The following is a 15,322-nucleotide window of genomic DNA, read 5'->3' on the forward strand; positions in this document are numbered from 1 at the left end:
TAAAAGTTTCTTTTTAAAGTGGCACACTGTTTGTTTAACAATTATTAATACTGAATACCATTTATTGTATGGGAAGAATAAATCTAAAAAAAAGGAAGCTTACCTACTTAATGGCATATTCTCAATTTTAAAATTAAATTTGCAACCTAACCAACATCCTACATCAATGAATAAAACATTACGCTACTCGCTTATTGTACTTCTCTTAATTTCGGCTGCATGCAGTACCGGAAAAAAAGCCTTGCAAAATGGAGATTACTATTCTGCAGTTATTAAATCGGTAGAGCGTTTACGATCCAATCCTGACAAGGCCAAAGCCCAATCGACTTTACAGCAAAGCTACCCATTAGCAGTAAACTGGTATCAGCAGGAAATAAGTACGCTTTTATCTTCGAATGATCCTTTTAAATATTCGAAAACAGTTGGGCATTATCAGACATTAAACAAGATGACTGACGAAATAAGACGATGTCCTGGTGCTTTGCACGTTATTCCTTATCCTAAAAATTACCAGACCGAGGAAGAAATGGCGAAACAAAATGCGGCACCAGAATGCTATGCTGCCGGTGTTCTAGAACTTGCAAAAGGTAGCCGACAAGCTGCCGTAACTGCCTACTTAAATTTCGAAAAAGCCAATCTGTTTGTTCCCAACTACAAAGATGTAGCAGAAAAAATGGACGAAGCCGAATTTCTAGCCACTTTAAAAGTAATTATCGATCATGTTCCTGTTAATTCTACAAAATATCAATTAAGCGCCGAATTCTTTCAAGATCAGGTAACACAGTATATTTTTCACAATATTAAACAACGCTTTGTTCGGTTTTATACACCCAAACAAGCTGAATTAGAAAAATTAGAATATCCCGATCAGGTTATCGGTATGCGTTTTGAAGATTTTGTTGTTGGTGAAACTCACGATACTAATATTGAAAAAGAAGTAGTAAGTGCTGACAGTGTTGAAGTTGGAAGTACAAAACTAAAAAATGGCGAAACCATCAAGGTTTTTAATAAAGTGAATGCAAAATTACACATTCACAAGCGCGAGGTGATTTCAAAAGGAATTCTATCGCTTCATATTATTGAATTCGATAATAAGAAGGAAATAAACAACAAACAGTTTGGTGGGCAGTTTAACTGGTTTCATCAATGGGGACATTACAATGGCGACGAAAGAGCTCTGAATAAGGAAGAATTAAATATTTGCAATAACGAACCAATTCTCCCCCCTGCTCATCAGGATTTATTTGTAGAGTTTACCAAGCCAATTTTTACCGACCTTACAGCAGAATTGAAACGTTTTTATAGTAGGTACTAATTACTTACTTTACCAGGAATATTTAATTCGAATTGATTTTACCCTTAATAAACAAGAACAACGTATTCTAAAATAAATAAAACGAGACAGAAATTTAGTTTTCTGCCTCGTTTTCTATTTTATACCTACCTATCGATTCCGATGTATATAATTATAATCGGTAATTAATATTTTAAAAAACTCGAGTGGTTTTATCTCGGTTTGGATTTCAAGTTTTTCCATCACGTTTTTTCGTGCACGCAATCCAAATTGCAATTTTTCAACCGGATCCTCCAAACTTTCAATCTGAGCAATTACCTTTTTAAATAAAGGCAAATCTTTTTCATTAATGTTACGAGATTCAGGAAAAACCTGTTGATAATTTTCAGGAATATCCACCAATATTGTGTCTTCAAATAACACTTTTCGTTTGGTTCGAATCACAGTCGTTTTTGCTAATATATCTCCCAAACGTTGCCCTTTTTGTCCCATCACTATGCACAAAATACCACAAACCCCATAGGTTAACGAAATATCAACCAATCTAAACATCCACCGAATTAAATAATTGAGAAAATTAGGTGCAGAACCATCAACGGTTGCTACCTTTATCTTCATTATTTTTTTCCCTGGTGTTTGTCCGTTCATAAAAACCTCAAACAGTAAGGAATAAAACAACAAAGGCACCAATAAAAATAATATCCAAACCGCTCCGTCCCCCACCAAGGCAATTACCAGCAACAAAAGCATGTAAACTCCTAAGAAAAATAAAAAGTCGAGTAAAATGGCTGAAATTCTTTCGCCTATACTTGCCAATTGAAAATTAATACGAACATTTTGAGTTGTTTCTATTCCTAAATCTGCCATTTAATTTCAAAAATTTGTGAAGTCGAATATACCTATCATAAGAAAATAAAAGAAATATTCGAATAATTATTTTCATCATTTAAAATCATTCTACTGACTCATTGATAGTTAGTAAACTAATATCAAGATTTATAATTAAGCTAGCATTTGCAATTATCTTTAATTACAATAACTTTAGCATTGTTTTATAGAAAAACCACAAATGAAACCTTCGAGAATCAATAATTATTCCCTCACAAATGAAGCGTTTCAGTTGATAAGAGAATAAAAAAAACTAGAATTAGATGAAAGAAGTAGTATTTCTGGATCGCAACAGCAAAAAATGGAAAGAATTTGAAACTATTCTTTCGGACGAATCGCATCACGATCCAGATTCAATTGCCGATTTATACATCCAGTTAACGGATGATCTATCCTACGCACAAACTTTTTATCCTAATTCCTCTACTGCTGAATATCTTAATCAATTAAGTATGACTATTCATCAGGAAATCTATAAAAATCAGAAAACAAAAAAAGGAAAATTTAAACAATTTTGGACTACCGATTTGCCACTTGTTCTATTCCAAACCCGGAAACAACTACTTTATTCATTACTTATATTTCTTACAGCAACACTCTTGGGGGTTGTTTCTACAATGAACGACCAATCGTTTGTCCGAGCTATTTTGGGCGACAATTACGTAAACATGACCATCGACAATATTAAAAAAGGCGACCCAATGGCTGTGTACAAGCAGGAAAGCCAAACTGAAATGTTTCTGGGAATTACCGTAAACAACATTAAGGTATCCTTTATGGCTTTTGTTTTTGGGATGCTTACTGCCTTTGGTACAGGATACGTCCTTTTTAATAATGGAATTATGCTGGGATGTTTTACCTATTTTTTTGTTGAAAATGATTTATTTTGGGAGACAACCAGAGTAATTTGGATACATGGAACACTTGAAATTTCTGCGATCATTATCTCGGGTGCTGCAGGCCTGGTATTGGGCAACAGTATTGTTTTCCCTGGTACTTTACCACGAAAAACATCCATGCAAATTGGTGTAAGCAAAGGCATTAAAATTATCATTGGAATTATACCCATGTTTATTACTGCGGGCTTTTTAGAAGGCTATGTAACCCGACATACCGAAATGCCAATGTGGTTCAGCTGGATTATTATAGCTTGTTCCCTACTATTTGTTATCTGGTATTTTATTCTTCATCCTAAAAAAGTATATCAAAAACTAAGCAAATTATAATAACCAATTAATCTAAAAAAATGACAGAAAATAAGTTACCACTCGAAAAAAATCGTGACTTTGGAGAACTTTTCAACGACACCTTCCTTTTCATTAAGTACAATTTCAAAAATTTACTGATGGGAATGATCTACTTTGTAGTGCCTTTTGCATTGCTACAAGGAATAGCTCTAGGAATAGTGCAACACCAAGCACTTACGTCCTTATCTTTAGGCCAAGTTCCTAGTGCTTTCGGCGCAAGTACGATTAACAATCTATTAATCACCTATTTGTTTTTATTCATTACGTATACATTTACTATCGCTTTTATTTTTCAATACATGAAACTGTACAAAGTTTCAACCGATAAAGTGATTGAATTAAAAAACGTTTGGAAATTAATGCTTGGAGTTACTCCTAAAATTTTCCTAAGTATTATTTCGATGGCAATTTTATCTGGTATTGGATTTATTTTCTTGATTATTCCGGGCATTTACCTAATGGTTTGTTTTAGTCTGGTTCTTCCAATCATTATTTTTCAAGAAGATTCGTTAGGAGGAGCTATCAGCTCCTGTTTTTCGTTAATTAAGAATAACTGGTGGAAAACATTTGGATTTCTAATTATCCTTGGATTGATTGCAAGCGCATTATCCTTTGTATTTCAATTACCTGCACTCATTTATCAACTAATTACAACTATTCATGTAGCACAAAATGAAACTTCACAAGTTACCGAAAGTTTAAGTATTCTTTTTTCCATTATTCAAGCAATTGGAACTTCTTTATTACAGTTACTTCCTTTTACAGGAATAGGAATTCTTTACTTTAGCTTAGTGGAACAAAAAGAAAATCCAGCATTACTTAAAGAGTTAGAAAGCGTTGGAGCGAATGAATAAAAAAATACTAATACTACTATTTATTGGCTGGTTCCATCTATTTATTGGAGCCAGCCCTATTTTAGCGCAGGAAACTTATAGCTCCGATACTATTGTTACAGATAGGGGGCAGGTAAAATTGTGGGAAAAATCAGTACCGGAAGAACGTATTGAAGCCTATCGTAAACAGAGCGATTTTAATTACGATTTTACGGTAGTAAAACAAGAAAGTATTTGGAGTCGTTTCATCCATTGGGTTCAAAACTGGCTAGGTTTTCTGATTAAAGGATTAGGAGTTGTTTGGTATTTACGATACATTATTTTAGCTGCGCTAATTATTTTTCTTATTTCACTAATTTATCGAGGCAAATTCACTGGTTTATTTAACACGAACCAGAATATTACCTCTATTGAGTTTAGTGACAGTGCAAATCCTACAAAAGTAAATTGGGAGGAAAAAATCCGCGAAGCTCTTCTTCATAAAGAATACCGCTTAGCCGTGCGATATCACTTCCTATCTATTTTAAAAAAATTAAGCGAAAAAAAATTAATAGTCTGGAAATCAGAGAAAACCAATTACGATTATATTCGGGAAATAAAACAGGCAAGAATAAAAACTGATTTTATTGAGCTAAGTGAATTGTATGAGGCAGTTTGGTATGGCGATTTTCCAATAATGAAACAAGACTATGATCAAATCGAAACCGAATTTGGTCAATTGAATCTTCTTCTATCGCAAGAAAAAGAATTTGCCTTATGAAAATAAATATCCCTAAAAACGCATTTCCGGTACTAGGAATTCTAATCATTCTTATATTGATGGAACTTTTTGCGCCTCAGCCAATCGACTGGACAAAGAGTTTTGATCAGAATGACAAACGTCCGTTTGGTTGTTTTTTACTAAATGAATTGCTTCAAGAAGATTTATTTCCTGATCAGGAATTTACAATTAGTAATAAAGCAATTTTTGAATATCCGGAACCAAATAGTACTTCCACCAAAAAGAACTACATTTTTGTGACCAATAATTTTTCTCCTCAGCCGTGGGAAATCAATATAATTATGAATTTGGCGAAAAATGGAAATCAGGTATTTATTGCAAGTTCCCTTTTAGGAAATGCTTTTGCAGATTCTTTACATCTTCATTTTACAAACGAAATTCAGTTAAGCGAAGTAGTTGTAACAAAAGAGAAAACTCAAACTTTCGAAAACCCGAAATTACAAGGAAAATCAGAATTTAAATATCCAAAAGCATTCGATAATTCGACCATTAGTCAATTTTACAAAGACAGTGTTATTGTTCTGGGACGAGATCATCAAAAAAACATTCAGCTTGTAAAAATACCACACGGAAAAGGCAATTTTTATATCTGCAGTCAACCATTAGCGTTTACCAATTACAATGTGGTACAAAATAAAAATGCAAATTATATTGCAGGAGCATTCAGTTATTTGCCTCCAATGCCAATAGTTTGGGATACCTATTACAAACCTCTAAGAGCTTTGCGATCCACTAGCCCAATCGTATTTTTACTTTCAAGTCCTCCATTAAAACTAGCATACTATCTCTTGCTAGTCTGCCTACTACTTGTTTTGCTTTTTCAAGGCAAACGGCAACAAAAAATGATTCCAATTCTAAAACCACTACCAAACACTTCGCTCGAGTTTATTAGAACAATGGGACGTTTGTACTACAATCGTAAAAATCATAAAGACATTGCTTTAAAGAAAATTAAATATTTAAAAGAATTTTGTAAGAGTCGCTATCATGTCGACTTAAGCCTCGACACGTTAACCGAAGTGAGTTTGCGATCGGGAATCTCTTTAAAAACGCTTCAAATTCTGTTTACACAGATTGATAAAATATCCAATTCCCAAAATATATCGCAGGAAGAATTGGAAGACTTACACTCAAAAGTGGAATTCATTTATAAATCCGGCAAATAAAATACATCCAAACATGGAAAATAAACCACAATTTAAAAACCGTATCGATTTGGGAGAACTCAATCATCTGATTGACCAAATTAAATTTGAACTTAAAAAAGTAATTATCGGTCAGGAAAAAAACATCGACTTATTATTGGTCGGATTATTTGCTAAAGGCCACGTATTAATTGAAGGTGTTCCCGGAATTGCTAAAACTCTTTCGGCGAAACTACTTGCCAAATCCATATCTTCCGACTTTTCGAGGATTCAATTTACGCCAGATTTAATGCCATCGGATGTTTTAGGAACTACCATATTCAACCTAAGCACCTCAAAATTTGAATTTAATAAAGGACCTATTTTCTCCAATATTATTCTGATAGATGAGATTAACCGAGCTCCTGCAAAAACTCAAGCAGCTCTTTTTGAAGTAATGGAGGAAGCACAGATTAGTATTGATGGAACCACGCATACAATGGAGCAGCCATTTTGGGTGATTGCCACCCAAAACCCAATAGAACAAGAAGGAACTTACCGTTTGCCAGAAGCACAATTGGATCGTTTTCTTATGAAAATAGAATTCACTTATCCCGACGAACTGGAAGAACTTGAAATTTTAGCGACAAAAAATGAACGAAAAGGTAAGAATGAAACTTTAGAGATAAATAAAGTTCTAAATTCGGAACAAATTAATATGTTACGCCAGCAAGTTCAAGAGATACATATTGATGAAAACCTACAAAAGTATATTGTGCAAATAGTTCAAAGCACAAGAAATCATCCAGGAATTATTTTGGGAGCTTCGCCAAGAGCATCGGTAGCAGTAATGATGGCCGCAAAAGCTCTTTCGGCTATTAAAGGAAGAGATTTTGTTACTCCAGATGACATTAAAGAAGTGGTAATTCCTGCTTTGCATCATCGTTTAATACTGACTCCTGAGAAGGAAATGGAGGGAATACTACCAAAACAAATTATTACACAAATAATGGAAGGAATTGAAATTCCCCGATAAAAATTCCGTAACAAATATATCAAAATACAAATGTTCAACATAAAAGGAACTACCATTAATGAAATTGATTAAATCAATATATCTAAACCAAAAAGTATACTGGATACTGGTATTGTTGGCTGTAATTTCCATTCTCGGACATTTCATTCCTTTCTTATTTCCTGTAGCCCGCTTACTTTTACTCGTATTTTTAGTGGGGATAAGTATCGATATTTTTCTTCTTTACCGAATCAAAGATGGTGTTGCAGCTTCGCGTAAATGCCCAGAAAAATTATCTAACGGAGATGACAATACTATTTCAATACGAATAGAAAATAATTATTCGATATCCACACTAATAGCTATTATTGATGAGTTACCCATTCAATTTCAAAAAAGAGATTTCCTTTACTCTTTCTCATTAAAAGCTGGCGAAGAAAAGCAAATTAACTACGATCTAAAGCCATTCGCCCGAGGCGAGTATCATTTTGGCTGTTTAAACGTTTATGTAGCTTCTCCTTTAAAACTAATAAAAAGAAGGTATAAAATAGAGGCGCAACAAATGCTTCCCTGCTACCCATCGTTTATGCAAATGCGTCAATACGAATTATTAGCCATTTCGAATCGCTTAAACGATTATGGTGTAAAACGCATACGCCGAATTGGACACCAAATGGAATTCGATCAAATTCGAGAATATGTAAAGGGCGACGATTACAGAACAATTAACTGGAAAGCTACTGCTCGAAAATCGCAAATAATGGTAAACCAATATCAGGATGAAAAATCACAGCCTGTATATTGTCTTATCGATACAGGTCGATCGATGAAAATGCCTTTTAATAGGTTAACACTACTCGATTATGCAATAAATACTAGTTTGGTAATTTCGAATACCGCTGTAATTAAACACGATAAAGCAGGTGTAATTTGTTTTGGAAAAGATATTAATGCTCATGTTCCTGCCGATGGAAGAAGAACCCAGATTCGGAAAATAATGGAGGTTCTCTACAATCAAAAAACCAATTATCCGGAACCGAATTATGAGCTACTACACAGTTCGGCCCGTAGGTTGCTTCGCAACAGAAGCTTATTAATACTCTTTACTAACTTTGAAAGCCTGGATTCCATGAAACGCCAACTTCCCTATTTACAAGGGTTGGCAAAAGATCATCTCTTACTAATCGTATTTTTTACCAATACCGAGATTAAAGAAATTACCAAACAAACGGCTAAAAACATAGAAGATATTTATATTAAAACCATTGCTGAAAAATTTATTTACGACAAAAAATTAATCGTAAAAGAATTGGAAAAATATGGAATTCATGCGATATTGAGTAATCCTAAAGATTTGACTATTAACACACTTAATAAATACCTTGAATTTAAGTCCAGAGGATTAATCTAGAAATAGATTAGGGCATGAGGTATTTAATTTCAAAACAAATAATTACCATGAAATATTTCGGTCTACTCCTAATTGCCACACTTCTATTTGTTTCCCATGCAAGTGCTCAAAATCCAAAAGTTGAAATTACCACAAGTCTGGGAAACATCGAATTAGAAATTTTTGAAGATAGAGCACCTATTACGTCCAAGTATTTTTTAGAGAATATTGACAACAACATCTTTCAAAATGCTTGTTTTTACCGAGTAGTCCGCATGAATAATCAACCCAATAATGACATTAAAATAGAAGTTATTCAGGGAGGATTGTATTTCGATTCTATCGTCGATCAAAAACCGACTATTGCTCATGAAACTACAAAAGAAACCGGTGTTTTACATACCGATGGTGTAATTTCAATGGCAAGAAATCAGCCCGGATCTGCTTCAACCGAATTTTTTATTTGTGTTGGCGATCAACCCAACCTAGATTATGAAGGAATGCGAAATAGAGACGGACAAGGCTTTGCTGCCTTTGGCAAAGTATGCAAAGGATTGGATGTTGTTAAATTAATTCAACAACAAAAAAATGATGAACAAATGTTGGTAGAACGTATCGATATTTTATCTATTATCCGAAAATAACCGATTTACAGCAAGTGAAGTAATTCGCGAATATTCTCAATTTTATTTATTCCTGAACTCAACTGCTCTTCCTCACTTACCATTTCGTGCACCCAAGTTGTATGAAAAGGAACGTGAACCGTTTTTCCGCCCAAATTTAATACCGGAATAATATCCGATTTTAAGGAATTCCCTACCATTAAAAACTCTTTCGAATCGATATCTAAATGTTGAATCAATTTTTTATAATCGTCCTCTTTTTTATCACTCATCACCTCGATGTGATGAAAATATTTTAGTAATCCTGATTTTTCAAGCTTTCTCTCCTGATCGAGTAAATCGCCTTTGGTAGCAACTATCAATCGGTATTTTCCTTGCAAACTCTCTAATACATCTACCACACCATCAATTAGTTCGATGGGTTTGTTTATTTGCTCTTTTCCCAAGGTTAGAATTGCCTCAATTTTTTCGGAACTAATATTGCCCTTCGTAATTTTCAAACTGGTTTCAATCATCGATAAAATAAAAGCCTTCGTGCCATATCCGTAAAGAGGAATATTGCCAATTTCTGTAGCAAGTAACTCCTCGGTAACCTCCTCGATACTCATTCCGTTTTTCAACAGATTACAAAACTCCATTTCCGATTCTCTAAAATAAGGTTCGTTTACCCAAAGGGTATCATCGGCATCAAAAGCGATTACTTTTATCTCGTTCATGTTTATTTCTTTAGGTAGCAAAACTGCAAAAACACGCTGAAAATACAAAACTGATTTATAAACAAACTCTTGCTCCTAAAAAGCAGACGCATTGCACCTACGACAACCATCTCATAATCAATTAAATTTGACTTTACATTCTCAAATCCGTACATTTAAATTACACATTGTAATTAAAGCACAAAAATTATGGAAAGGCGAATGTTATTTCAGGATAATCCATCGCAATTTTATCTTCTAACTGCAAGAATTATCGGTTTTCTAATCACAGGTAGCTATATTCTATTTATGGTACCTGAGTTTATTGTTTTGCTTAGTAGTAATGCATCAAATACCGAAATATGGATGATGGTATTCTACTCGCTATCAATTATTTATGGTGTTGGTTTTTTAATCACCTTCTGGAAAGTTGGATTAGGAGGATTACTACTTGTTGTAAGTAGTATTTTAATCGCAATTTATGCATTTATCGATTCGAATAGTTACGCTGTATTACTTCTATTTATCCCTCTTTCTTTTCCCGGTATCCTATTCTTAATTCATTGGAAAAAATCCAATCAGTTAAAGAAAAATAATCCAACTACTTTATCATAGCTTTCTTCACCTTCTTTACCGAAACAATATTCTTCTGACTTAATGGAAGAGTATTATCCCAACGGTAGGCAACAAATACACCATCATTGGCAATGCATCCATCCACACAACATAAATTACTACGAACAACTCCTGCTTTATCACCCAAACAATAATGTCCGAAGAATACGGGATAGTCATTTTCGGAATATAGCGGAATATCAAAATATAACTGAGCAGGAATCGTGTATTTAGGCAAGCGAAATCTATTTCCAAACGAAATATCTTCGAAACTTTTCCCATTCATTGGCTCCCACCACTTTACTCGATAGGCAGTACGTTTAAAACCATAATCATCCTTCAGTACTAAATTATCAGGAAAAGCAAACTCACGCCCTTTTAATAAGAGCATGGCCGCATTAAAGACTTTATCTTTTTCGAAATATATTTTTCTTAAAAACTCCTTACTCAAACAATTTTCTGGATTTTCCTTTTTCAGAAGTTCAACAGCTTCCTGATCCCAACAAGCATGAACAACACGAATTCCATCTAACTCTAAAAATAAAGGCAAGGATCGTAACCATTTTAAATAGACCTTTCGTTTCTCCTTGTCGAGTTTAAACTCTTCGTAAGTCTTTTTAATTTGAGTCTTGTTTTTCGGACTATGCCCTTTTAAAAACAGGCCATCATTATCTTTGGTGTAAAAAGTTAGTACATTCAATTCGTGATTTCCTACTATAGCATATGCATTCCCAGCAATAACCATTTCTCGGATAATTCTAAGAGTCTCAAAAATATTTGGTCCTCTATCTACGTAATCACCAACAAAAACAGCCTTTCTGTCGGGATGAAAAAATCCCTTTTTCCCTTCAACATAGCCAAGGCTAAGCAACATATGTTCTAATGTTGTAGCCTCTCCATGAATATCTCCTATAATATCGTACACGCTAATTTTTATTTTTTAATCCAATCAAAAATATAAAAAAATCCCGAGAACAAATTCTCAGGATTAAAATCATATTTATAAAGAATATTAAAATCGCCTATAATTTAAACAAATCGTTCACAATAATTTTTTTCTTGACTTTATTTTCTCCACTGTAAAAGAACTCGTTTGTTTTCCGATTGTAAGAATAATCCTTTTTCCATTCCTCAAAATTTTCCACAATCTGCTCTACTCCATGAATAAAAAACAACACCTCTTTATTAGTGGTTGTTGGATGTAAAGACCAACGTACCCATCCTGGTTTATGTGTTAAATCGCCTAATGTAATTTCATTGGTAATGGTATCGGATTGCTCCTGACTAACCTCCAAAAGATAATGCCCGTAGGTTCCAGCGCAAGCACATCCTCCACGCACCTGAATACCAAAACGATCGTTCAATAATTTTACCAATAAATTGTAATGTATGTATTCTACATAAAAGGACAATATTCCCAATCTTTTTTTGGTATTCCCGGCAAGTAAATGAACATCTTTTACTGCTTTTAGTCGATCAAAAGCCAAATCGAGAAGTTCCTCCTCCCTTTTAGCAATATTTTTAGTTCCCATTTGATTCTTCACTTCGATTGCCAGAGCAATACGAATTGACTGAAGGAATCCAGGTGTTCCGCCATCTTCGCGAGCTTCGATACTATCTACATACTTATATTTCCCCCAAGGATTGGTCCAATCAACAGTTCCTCCTCCAGGATTATCGGGTACTTCGCGAGTATACAATTTCGAATCGAAGATCATTACTCCAGAAGAACCCGGACCACCTAAAAATTTATGTGGCGAAAAGAAAATTCCATCTAACTTTTCCATCTCATCCCCGGGATGCATATTAATATCAACATAAGGAGCCGATGCTGCAAAGTCGATAAAACACACACCACTATACTCGTGCATCAATTTAGCCATTTGATGATATGGAGTTACAATACCAGTTACATTAGAACAAGCGGTAAAAGATCCTATTTTTATTTTACGATCCTTATATTTCTCTAACTGTGTTCTCAACTCATTCAAATCGATGCTTAAATCATTTCCCGGAGGAACTACCACCACATCAACATTGGTTTCGTACCATGAAGTTTGATTGGAATGATGTTCCATGTGAGTAATAAATACGACTGGCTTTTCTCTATCTTTTTGACAGGTATCTTGTCCAATAATTCCACACCCTTTCAAACCTAAAATTCGTTGTAGCTTATTAATAACTGCAGTCATACCAAAACCCGCATGAATAATTACATCATCGGGACCTGCATTTACGTGCTTTTTAATTAATACCTGAGCGCGGTGGTAAGATTGGGTCATTAATGTGCCCGTTTCATTTGTTTCGGTATGGGTATTTGCCACATACGGTCCAAATTCTTCGGCTATTTTCTTTTCGATAGGAGCATATAACCGACCGCTCGCAATCCAATCGCCATAAACGATTTTTTGCTTTCCAAATGGAGAATAAAACCGGGCATGGTGTCCGATAGTATTTTTGCGAAACGGTTTAAAATACTTTTCTAAATTACTCATTATTGTTAGGCTTATTTATGTGAAAGTTGTTTGCGTCGGAATGTATTAATTAAGCTTTATTTAAAGACAACTTAAAACCGCTTAAGGGTGAAGTCATCTTCGAAAAAAAAAAGAGTATTTCTTCTCCAAAAATTAATCGGTTGGGAAATTAGATATTCTACCAATGAAAATCAAGGAGTTTTAACAGGTTTTTAACTATTTACATAGTAAAGTACTAAACCATGAATACATTTACATTTTTTTAATACATACAGCTTGTTTAGAACGGGCTAATCAGCTATTTTTGGAATTCGTTAAAATACAGAGTATCCTCACAATATAGAAGTAAATGAAAACGATTATACAACTCTTTGAAAACAGCGTTAATCAATTTGGGGCAAACCCTTTTCTATGGGAAAAAACAGACTCAGATTATCAGTCTGTTAGCTACCAGTCATTATATGAAGAAGTGCAGCAATTTGCTGCTGGTTTGTATTCTTTAGGAATTAAAAAAACCGACCGTGTTGGTCTTCTTTCGGAAGGTAGAAATGCATGGGTACTCTCCGAACTAGGAATTTTATTTGCTGGTGCCGTAAATGTTCCTTTATCCGTAAAATTAGATGCTCAAAACGAACTAAAGTTTCGCCTAAATCATTCCGAAGCTCGTTTTGTAGTAGTTTCCAACAACCATCTCGAAAAAATAAGATCGATAAAAGATCAATTGGAAAGTATCGAAACCATAATTGTTTTGGATGAAAATACTGAACTTCAAGAAAAAGAAATTTCACTTTCTCAGCTATTAAAACTAGGTAAAGAACTATCAGAAAATAATATTGCTGAACTAAAAGAAATTCAAAAAAACATTGTTGCTGATGATGATGCAAACATCTCCTATACCTCTGGAACTACCGCAGATCCGAAAGGAATTATTTTAACCCACAATAACTATACAAGCAATGTGTTGCAGGCATCCAACCTGATGGATATTCCTGCCAGTTTTAAAACTTTGTTGATACTTCCCTGGGATCATTCATTTGCACACACAGCCGGAATTTACAGCTTCATGCTAAAAGGAGCATCCATTGCTGCTGTACAGCAAGGAAAATCGCAAATGGAAGCCTTAAAAAATATTCCAAAAAATATTAAAGAAATTAAGCCCGACATTTTATTGAGCGTTCCTGCCTTGGCTAAAAACTTTAAAAAGAATATCGAAAATGGAATAAAGGCGAAAGGTCCTAAAGTGGAAAGACTATTTAATAAAGCTCTTGAAGTTGCCTACAAATACAATGCTGCAGGTTGGGACAGAGGAAAAGGTAGTAAAGTGTTTTTAAAACCACTATATCTTTTCTACGATAAACTATTGTTTTCGAAAGTGAGAGAGAATTTTGGTGGCAACTTAAAATTCTTTGTTGGCGGAGGTGCATTATTAGATATTGAATTGCAACGTTTCTTTTATGCTATTGGAATTCCAATGTATCAAGGTTATGGTTTATCCGAGGCCTCGCCAATTATTTCTTCCAATGCTCACCACAAACACAAATTAGGTTCATCGGGTTTTATTGTTCCGGATATGGATTTAAAAATCTGCAAAGACAATGGAGATTCGGTTCCTGTTGGGGAAAAAGGCGAAATTGTGATTAAAGGTGGCAATGTAATGAAAGGCTACTGGAAAAATGACAAAGCATCAGCCGAAACTCTTCGCGATGGCTGGCTACACACTGGCGATATGGGTTATGTAGATCAGGATGGGTTTCTTTATGTATTGGGTAGATTCAAATCTCTTTTGATTGCGAGCGATGGCGAAAAATTTAGTCCGGAAGGAATAGAGGAAGCGTTTGTAGATCAATCTCCATTAATGGATCAATGTATTCTGCACAACAATCAGGACCCTTATACCATTGCACTTGTGGTACCTAACAAGGGAGCTATTCTATCTCGTTTAAAAAACCAACATTTAAGTTTAGAAACGGAAGAAGGACAAATTGCTGCTTTGGAGCTAATACAGAATGAGTTAAATCAGTATCGCTTAGGAGGAAAACACGAAGATATGTTCCCTCATCGTTGGTTACCTACAGCAGTTGGCATATTACCCGAAGCTTTTACCGAAGATAATAAGTTGCTAAACTCAACCATGAAAGTAGTTCGCGATAAGGTAATTAACCATTTTAAAGAACATGTAGATTTTCTTTATACACCAGAAGGAAAAAACATTTTAAATGCGAAAAATAAAGAAAGTCTTCGAAACATATAAAGAAGGAAGTTCTATACGTACTATTAATTTAACTATTTAAACTCATTATAAATAATATTTTATTAGTAGATTTGATAAAATTTAAACAACAA

At 34.3% G+C, this 15,322-nt stretch carries 14 protein-coding genes; 10 read left to right on the forward strand and 4 right to left on the reverse strand.

Going from position 1 to position 15,322, the window contains the following annotated elements; all coding sequences use genetic code 11:
• Positions 1-166: 166 nt before the first annotated feature.
• Positions 167-1,315, forward strand: coding sequence for a hypothetical protein (locus tag BZG02_RS06600; RefSeq protein ID WP_101260615.1), 1,149 nt, complete (start codon positions 167-169; stop codon positions 1,313-1,315).
• A 129-nt stretch (positions 1,316-1,444) separates the two neighbouring features.
• On the opposite strand, the gene BZG02_RS06605 is transcribed toward BZG02_RS06600, so the two are convergent.
• Entirely contained in the window at positions 1,445-2,161 is a 717-nt protein-coding gene (locus BZG02_RS06605) for an RDD family protein (RefSeq protein ID WP_101260616.1), read from the reverse strand.
• A gap of 284 nt (positions 2,162-2,445) precedes the next feature.
• On the opposite strand from BZG02_RS06605, the gene BZG02_RS06610 reads away from it, so the two are divergent.
• Genes BZG02_RS06610 through BZG02_RS06640 form a run of 7 tightly spaced genes read left to right on the forward strand, consistent with a single transcriptional unit; the run spans position 2,446 to position 9,216 of the window.
• Complete coding sequence (locus tag BZG02_RS06610) at positions 2,446-3,408, forward strand: stage II sporulation protein M (RefSeq protein ID WP_101260617.1); 963 nt, start codon at positions 2,446-2,448, stop codon at positions 3,406-3,408.
• Between the two features lie 20 nt (positions 3,409-3,428).
• Complete coding sequence (locus BZG02_RS06615; protein WP_101260618.1) at positions 3,429-4,283, forward strand: glycerophosphoryl diester phosphodiesterase membrane domain-containing protein; 855 nt, start codon at positions 3,429-3,431, stop codon at positions 4,281-4,283.
• A complete protein-coding gene (locus BZG02_RS06620; RefSeq protein ID WP_101260619.1) occupies positions 4,276-5,022 on the forward strand; it encodes a DUF4129 domain-containing protein in 747 nt (248 codons plus the stop codon). The genes BZG02_RS06615 and BZG02_RS06620 overlap by 8 nt, the downstream gene beginning before the upstream one ends.
• Positions 5,019-6,209: a DUF4350 domain-containing protein gene (locus BZG02_RS06625; protein WP_101260620.1), complete on the forward strand. Its 1,191-nt coding sequence runs from the start codon at positions 5,019-5,021 to the stop codon at positions 6,207-6,209. Before BZG02_RS06620 ends, BZG02_RS06625 begins: the two co-directional genes overlap by 4 nt.
• 13 nt (positions 6,210-6,222) lie before the next feature.
• Entirely contained in the window at positions 6,223-7,203 is a 981-nt protein-coding gene (locus BZG02_RS06630; RefSeq protein ID WP_101260621.1) for an AAA family ATPase, read from the forward strand.
• A gap of 58 nt (positions 7,204-7,261) precedes the next feature.
• The gene (locus BZG02_RS06635; RefSeq protein WP_101260622.1) at positions 7,262-8,593 is read left to right on the forward strand and encodes a DUF58 domain-containing protein; all 1,332 of its coding nucleotides are present in this window, start codon (positions 7,262-7,264) and stop codon (positions 8,591-8,593) included.
• A 47-nt stretch (positions 8,594-8,640) separates the two neighbouring features.
• Positions 8,641-9,216, forward strand: coding sequence for a peptidylprolyl isomerase (locus BZG02_RS06640; RefSeq protein WP_180335653.1), 576 nt, complete (start codon positions 8,641-8,643; stop codon positions 9,214-9,216).
• Between the two features lie 5 nt (positions 9,217-9,221).
• On the opposite strand, the gene BZG02_RS06645 is transcribed toward BZG02_RS06640, so the two are convergent.
• Positions 9,222-9,911, reverse strand: coding sequence for an HAD family hydrolase (locus tag BZG02_RS06645; RefSeq protein WP_101260624.1), 690 nt, complete (start codon positions 9,909-9,911; stop codon positions 9,222-9,224).
• Positions 9,912-10,100: 189 nt separating this feature from the next.
• On the opposite strand from BZG02_RS06645, the gene BZG02_RS06650 reads away from it, so the two are divergent.
• The gene (locus BZG02_RS06650) at positions 10,101-10,505 is read left to right on the forward strand and encodes a DUF7670 domain-containing protein (protein ID WP_101260625.1); all 405 of its coding nucleotides are present in this window, start codon (positions 10,101-10,103) and stop codon (positions 10,503-10,505) included.
• On the opposite strand, the gene BZG02_RS06655 is transcribed toward BZG02_RS06650, so the two are convergent.
• Positions 10,492-11,430 (reverse strand): metallophosphoesterase, encoded by a 939-nt coding sequence (locus tag BZG02_RS06655; protein WP_101260626.1) that lies wholly within the window; start codon positions 11,428-11,430, stop codon positions 10,492-10,494. The genes BZG02_RS06650 and BZG02_RS06655 overlap by 14 nt on opposite strands.
• 97 nt (positions 11,431-11,527) lie before the next feature.
• Positions 11,528-13,000, reverse strand: a complete 1,473-nt coding sequence (locus BZG02_RS06660) for an aminotransferase class V-fold PLP-dependent enzyme (RefSeq protein WP_101260627.1) — start codon at positions 12,998-13,000, stop codon at positions 11,528-11,530.
• A 328-nt stretch (positions 13,001-13,328) separates the two neighbouring features.
• Here BZG02_RS06660 and BZG02_RS06665 point away from each other — a divergent pair, with 328 nt between their 5' ends.
• The gene (locus tag BZG02_RS06665; RefSeq protein ID WP_101260628.1) at positions 13,329-15,230 is read left to right on the forward strand and encodes an AMP-dependent synthetase/ligase; all 1,902 of its coding nucleotides are present in this window, start codon (positions 13,329-13,331) and stop codon (positions 15,228-15,230) included.
• The last annotated feature ends 92 nt before the right edge of the window (positions 15,231-15,322 follow it).

This window comes from Labilibaculum filiforme (genome assembly GCF_002843315.1).
Taxonomy (GTDB): Bacteria; Bacteroidota; Bacteroidia; order Bacteroidales; family Marinifilaceae; genus Labilibaculum; species Labilibaculum filiforme.

Coding starts and splice junctions, on each gene's coding strand:
- BZG02_RS06625 (WP_101260620.1), top strand. CDS start 5,019: ATGAAAATAAATATCCCTAAAAACGCATTTCCGGTACTAGGAATTCTA.
- BZG02_RS06660 (WP_101260627.1), bottom strand. CDS start 13,000: ATGAGTAATTTAGAAAAGTATTTTAAACCGTTTCGCAAAAATACTATC.
- BZG02_RS06610 (WP_101260617.1), top strand. CDS start 2,446: ATGAAAGAAGTAGTATTTCTGGATCGCAACAGCAAAAAATGGAAAGAA.
- BZG02_RS06630 (WP_101260621.1), top strand. CDS start 6,223: ATGGAAAATAAACCACAATTTAAAAACCGTATCGATTTGGGAGAACTC.
- BZG02_RS06605 (WP_101260616.1), bottom strand. CDS start 2,161: ATGGCAGATTTAGGAATAGAAACAACTCAAAATGTTCGTATTAATTTT.
- BZG02_RS06600 (WP_101260615.1), top strand. CDS start 167: ATGAATAAAACATTACGCTACTCGCTTATTGTACTTCTCTTAATTTCG.
- BZG02_RS06615 (WP_101260618.1), top strand. CDS start 3,429: ATGACAGAAAATAAGTTACCACTCGAAAAAAATCGTGACTTTGGAGAA.
- BZG02_RS06650 (WP_101260625.1), top strand. CDS start 10,101: ATGGAAAGGCGAATGTTATTTCAGGATAATCCATCGCAATTTTATCTT.
- BZG02_RS06665 (WP_101260628.1), top strand. CDS start 13,329: ATGAAAACGATTATACAACTCTTTGAAAACAGCGTTAATCAATTTGGG.
- BZG02_RS06640 (WP_180335653.1), top strand. CDS start 8,641: ATGAAATATTTCGGTCTACTCCTAATTGCCACACTTCTATTTGTTTCC.
- BZG02_RS06635 (WP_101260622.1), top strand. CDS start 7,262: ATGAAATTGATTAAATCAATATATCTAAACCAAAAAGTATACTGGATA.
- BZG02_RS06620 (WP_101260619.1), top strand. CDS start 4,276: ATGAATAAAAAAATACTAATACTACTATTTATTGGCTGGTTCCATCTA.
- BZG02_RS06645 (WP_101260624.1), bottom strand. CDS start 9,911: ATGAACGAGATAAAAGTAATCGCTTTTGATGCCGATGATACCCTTTGG.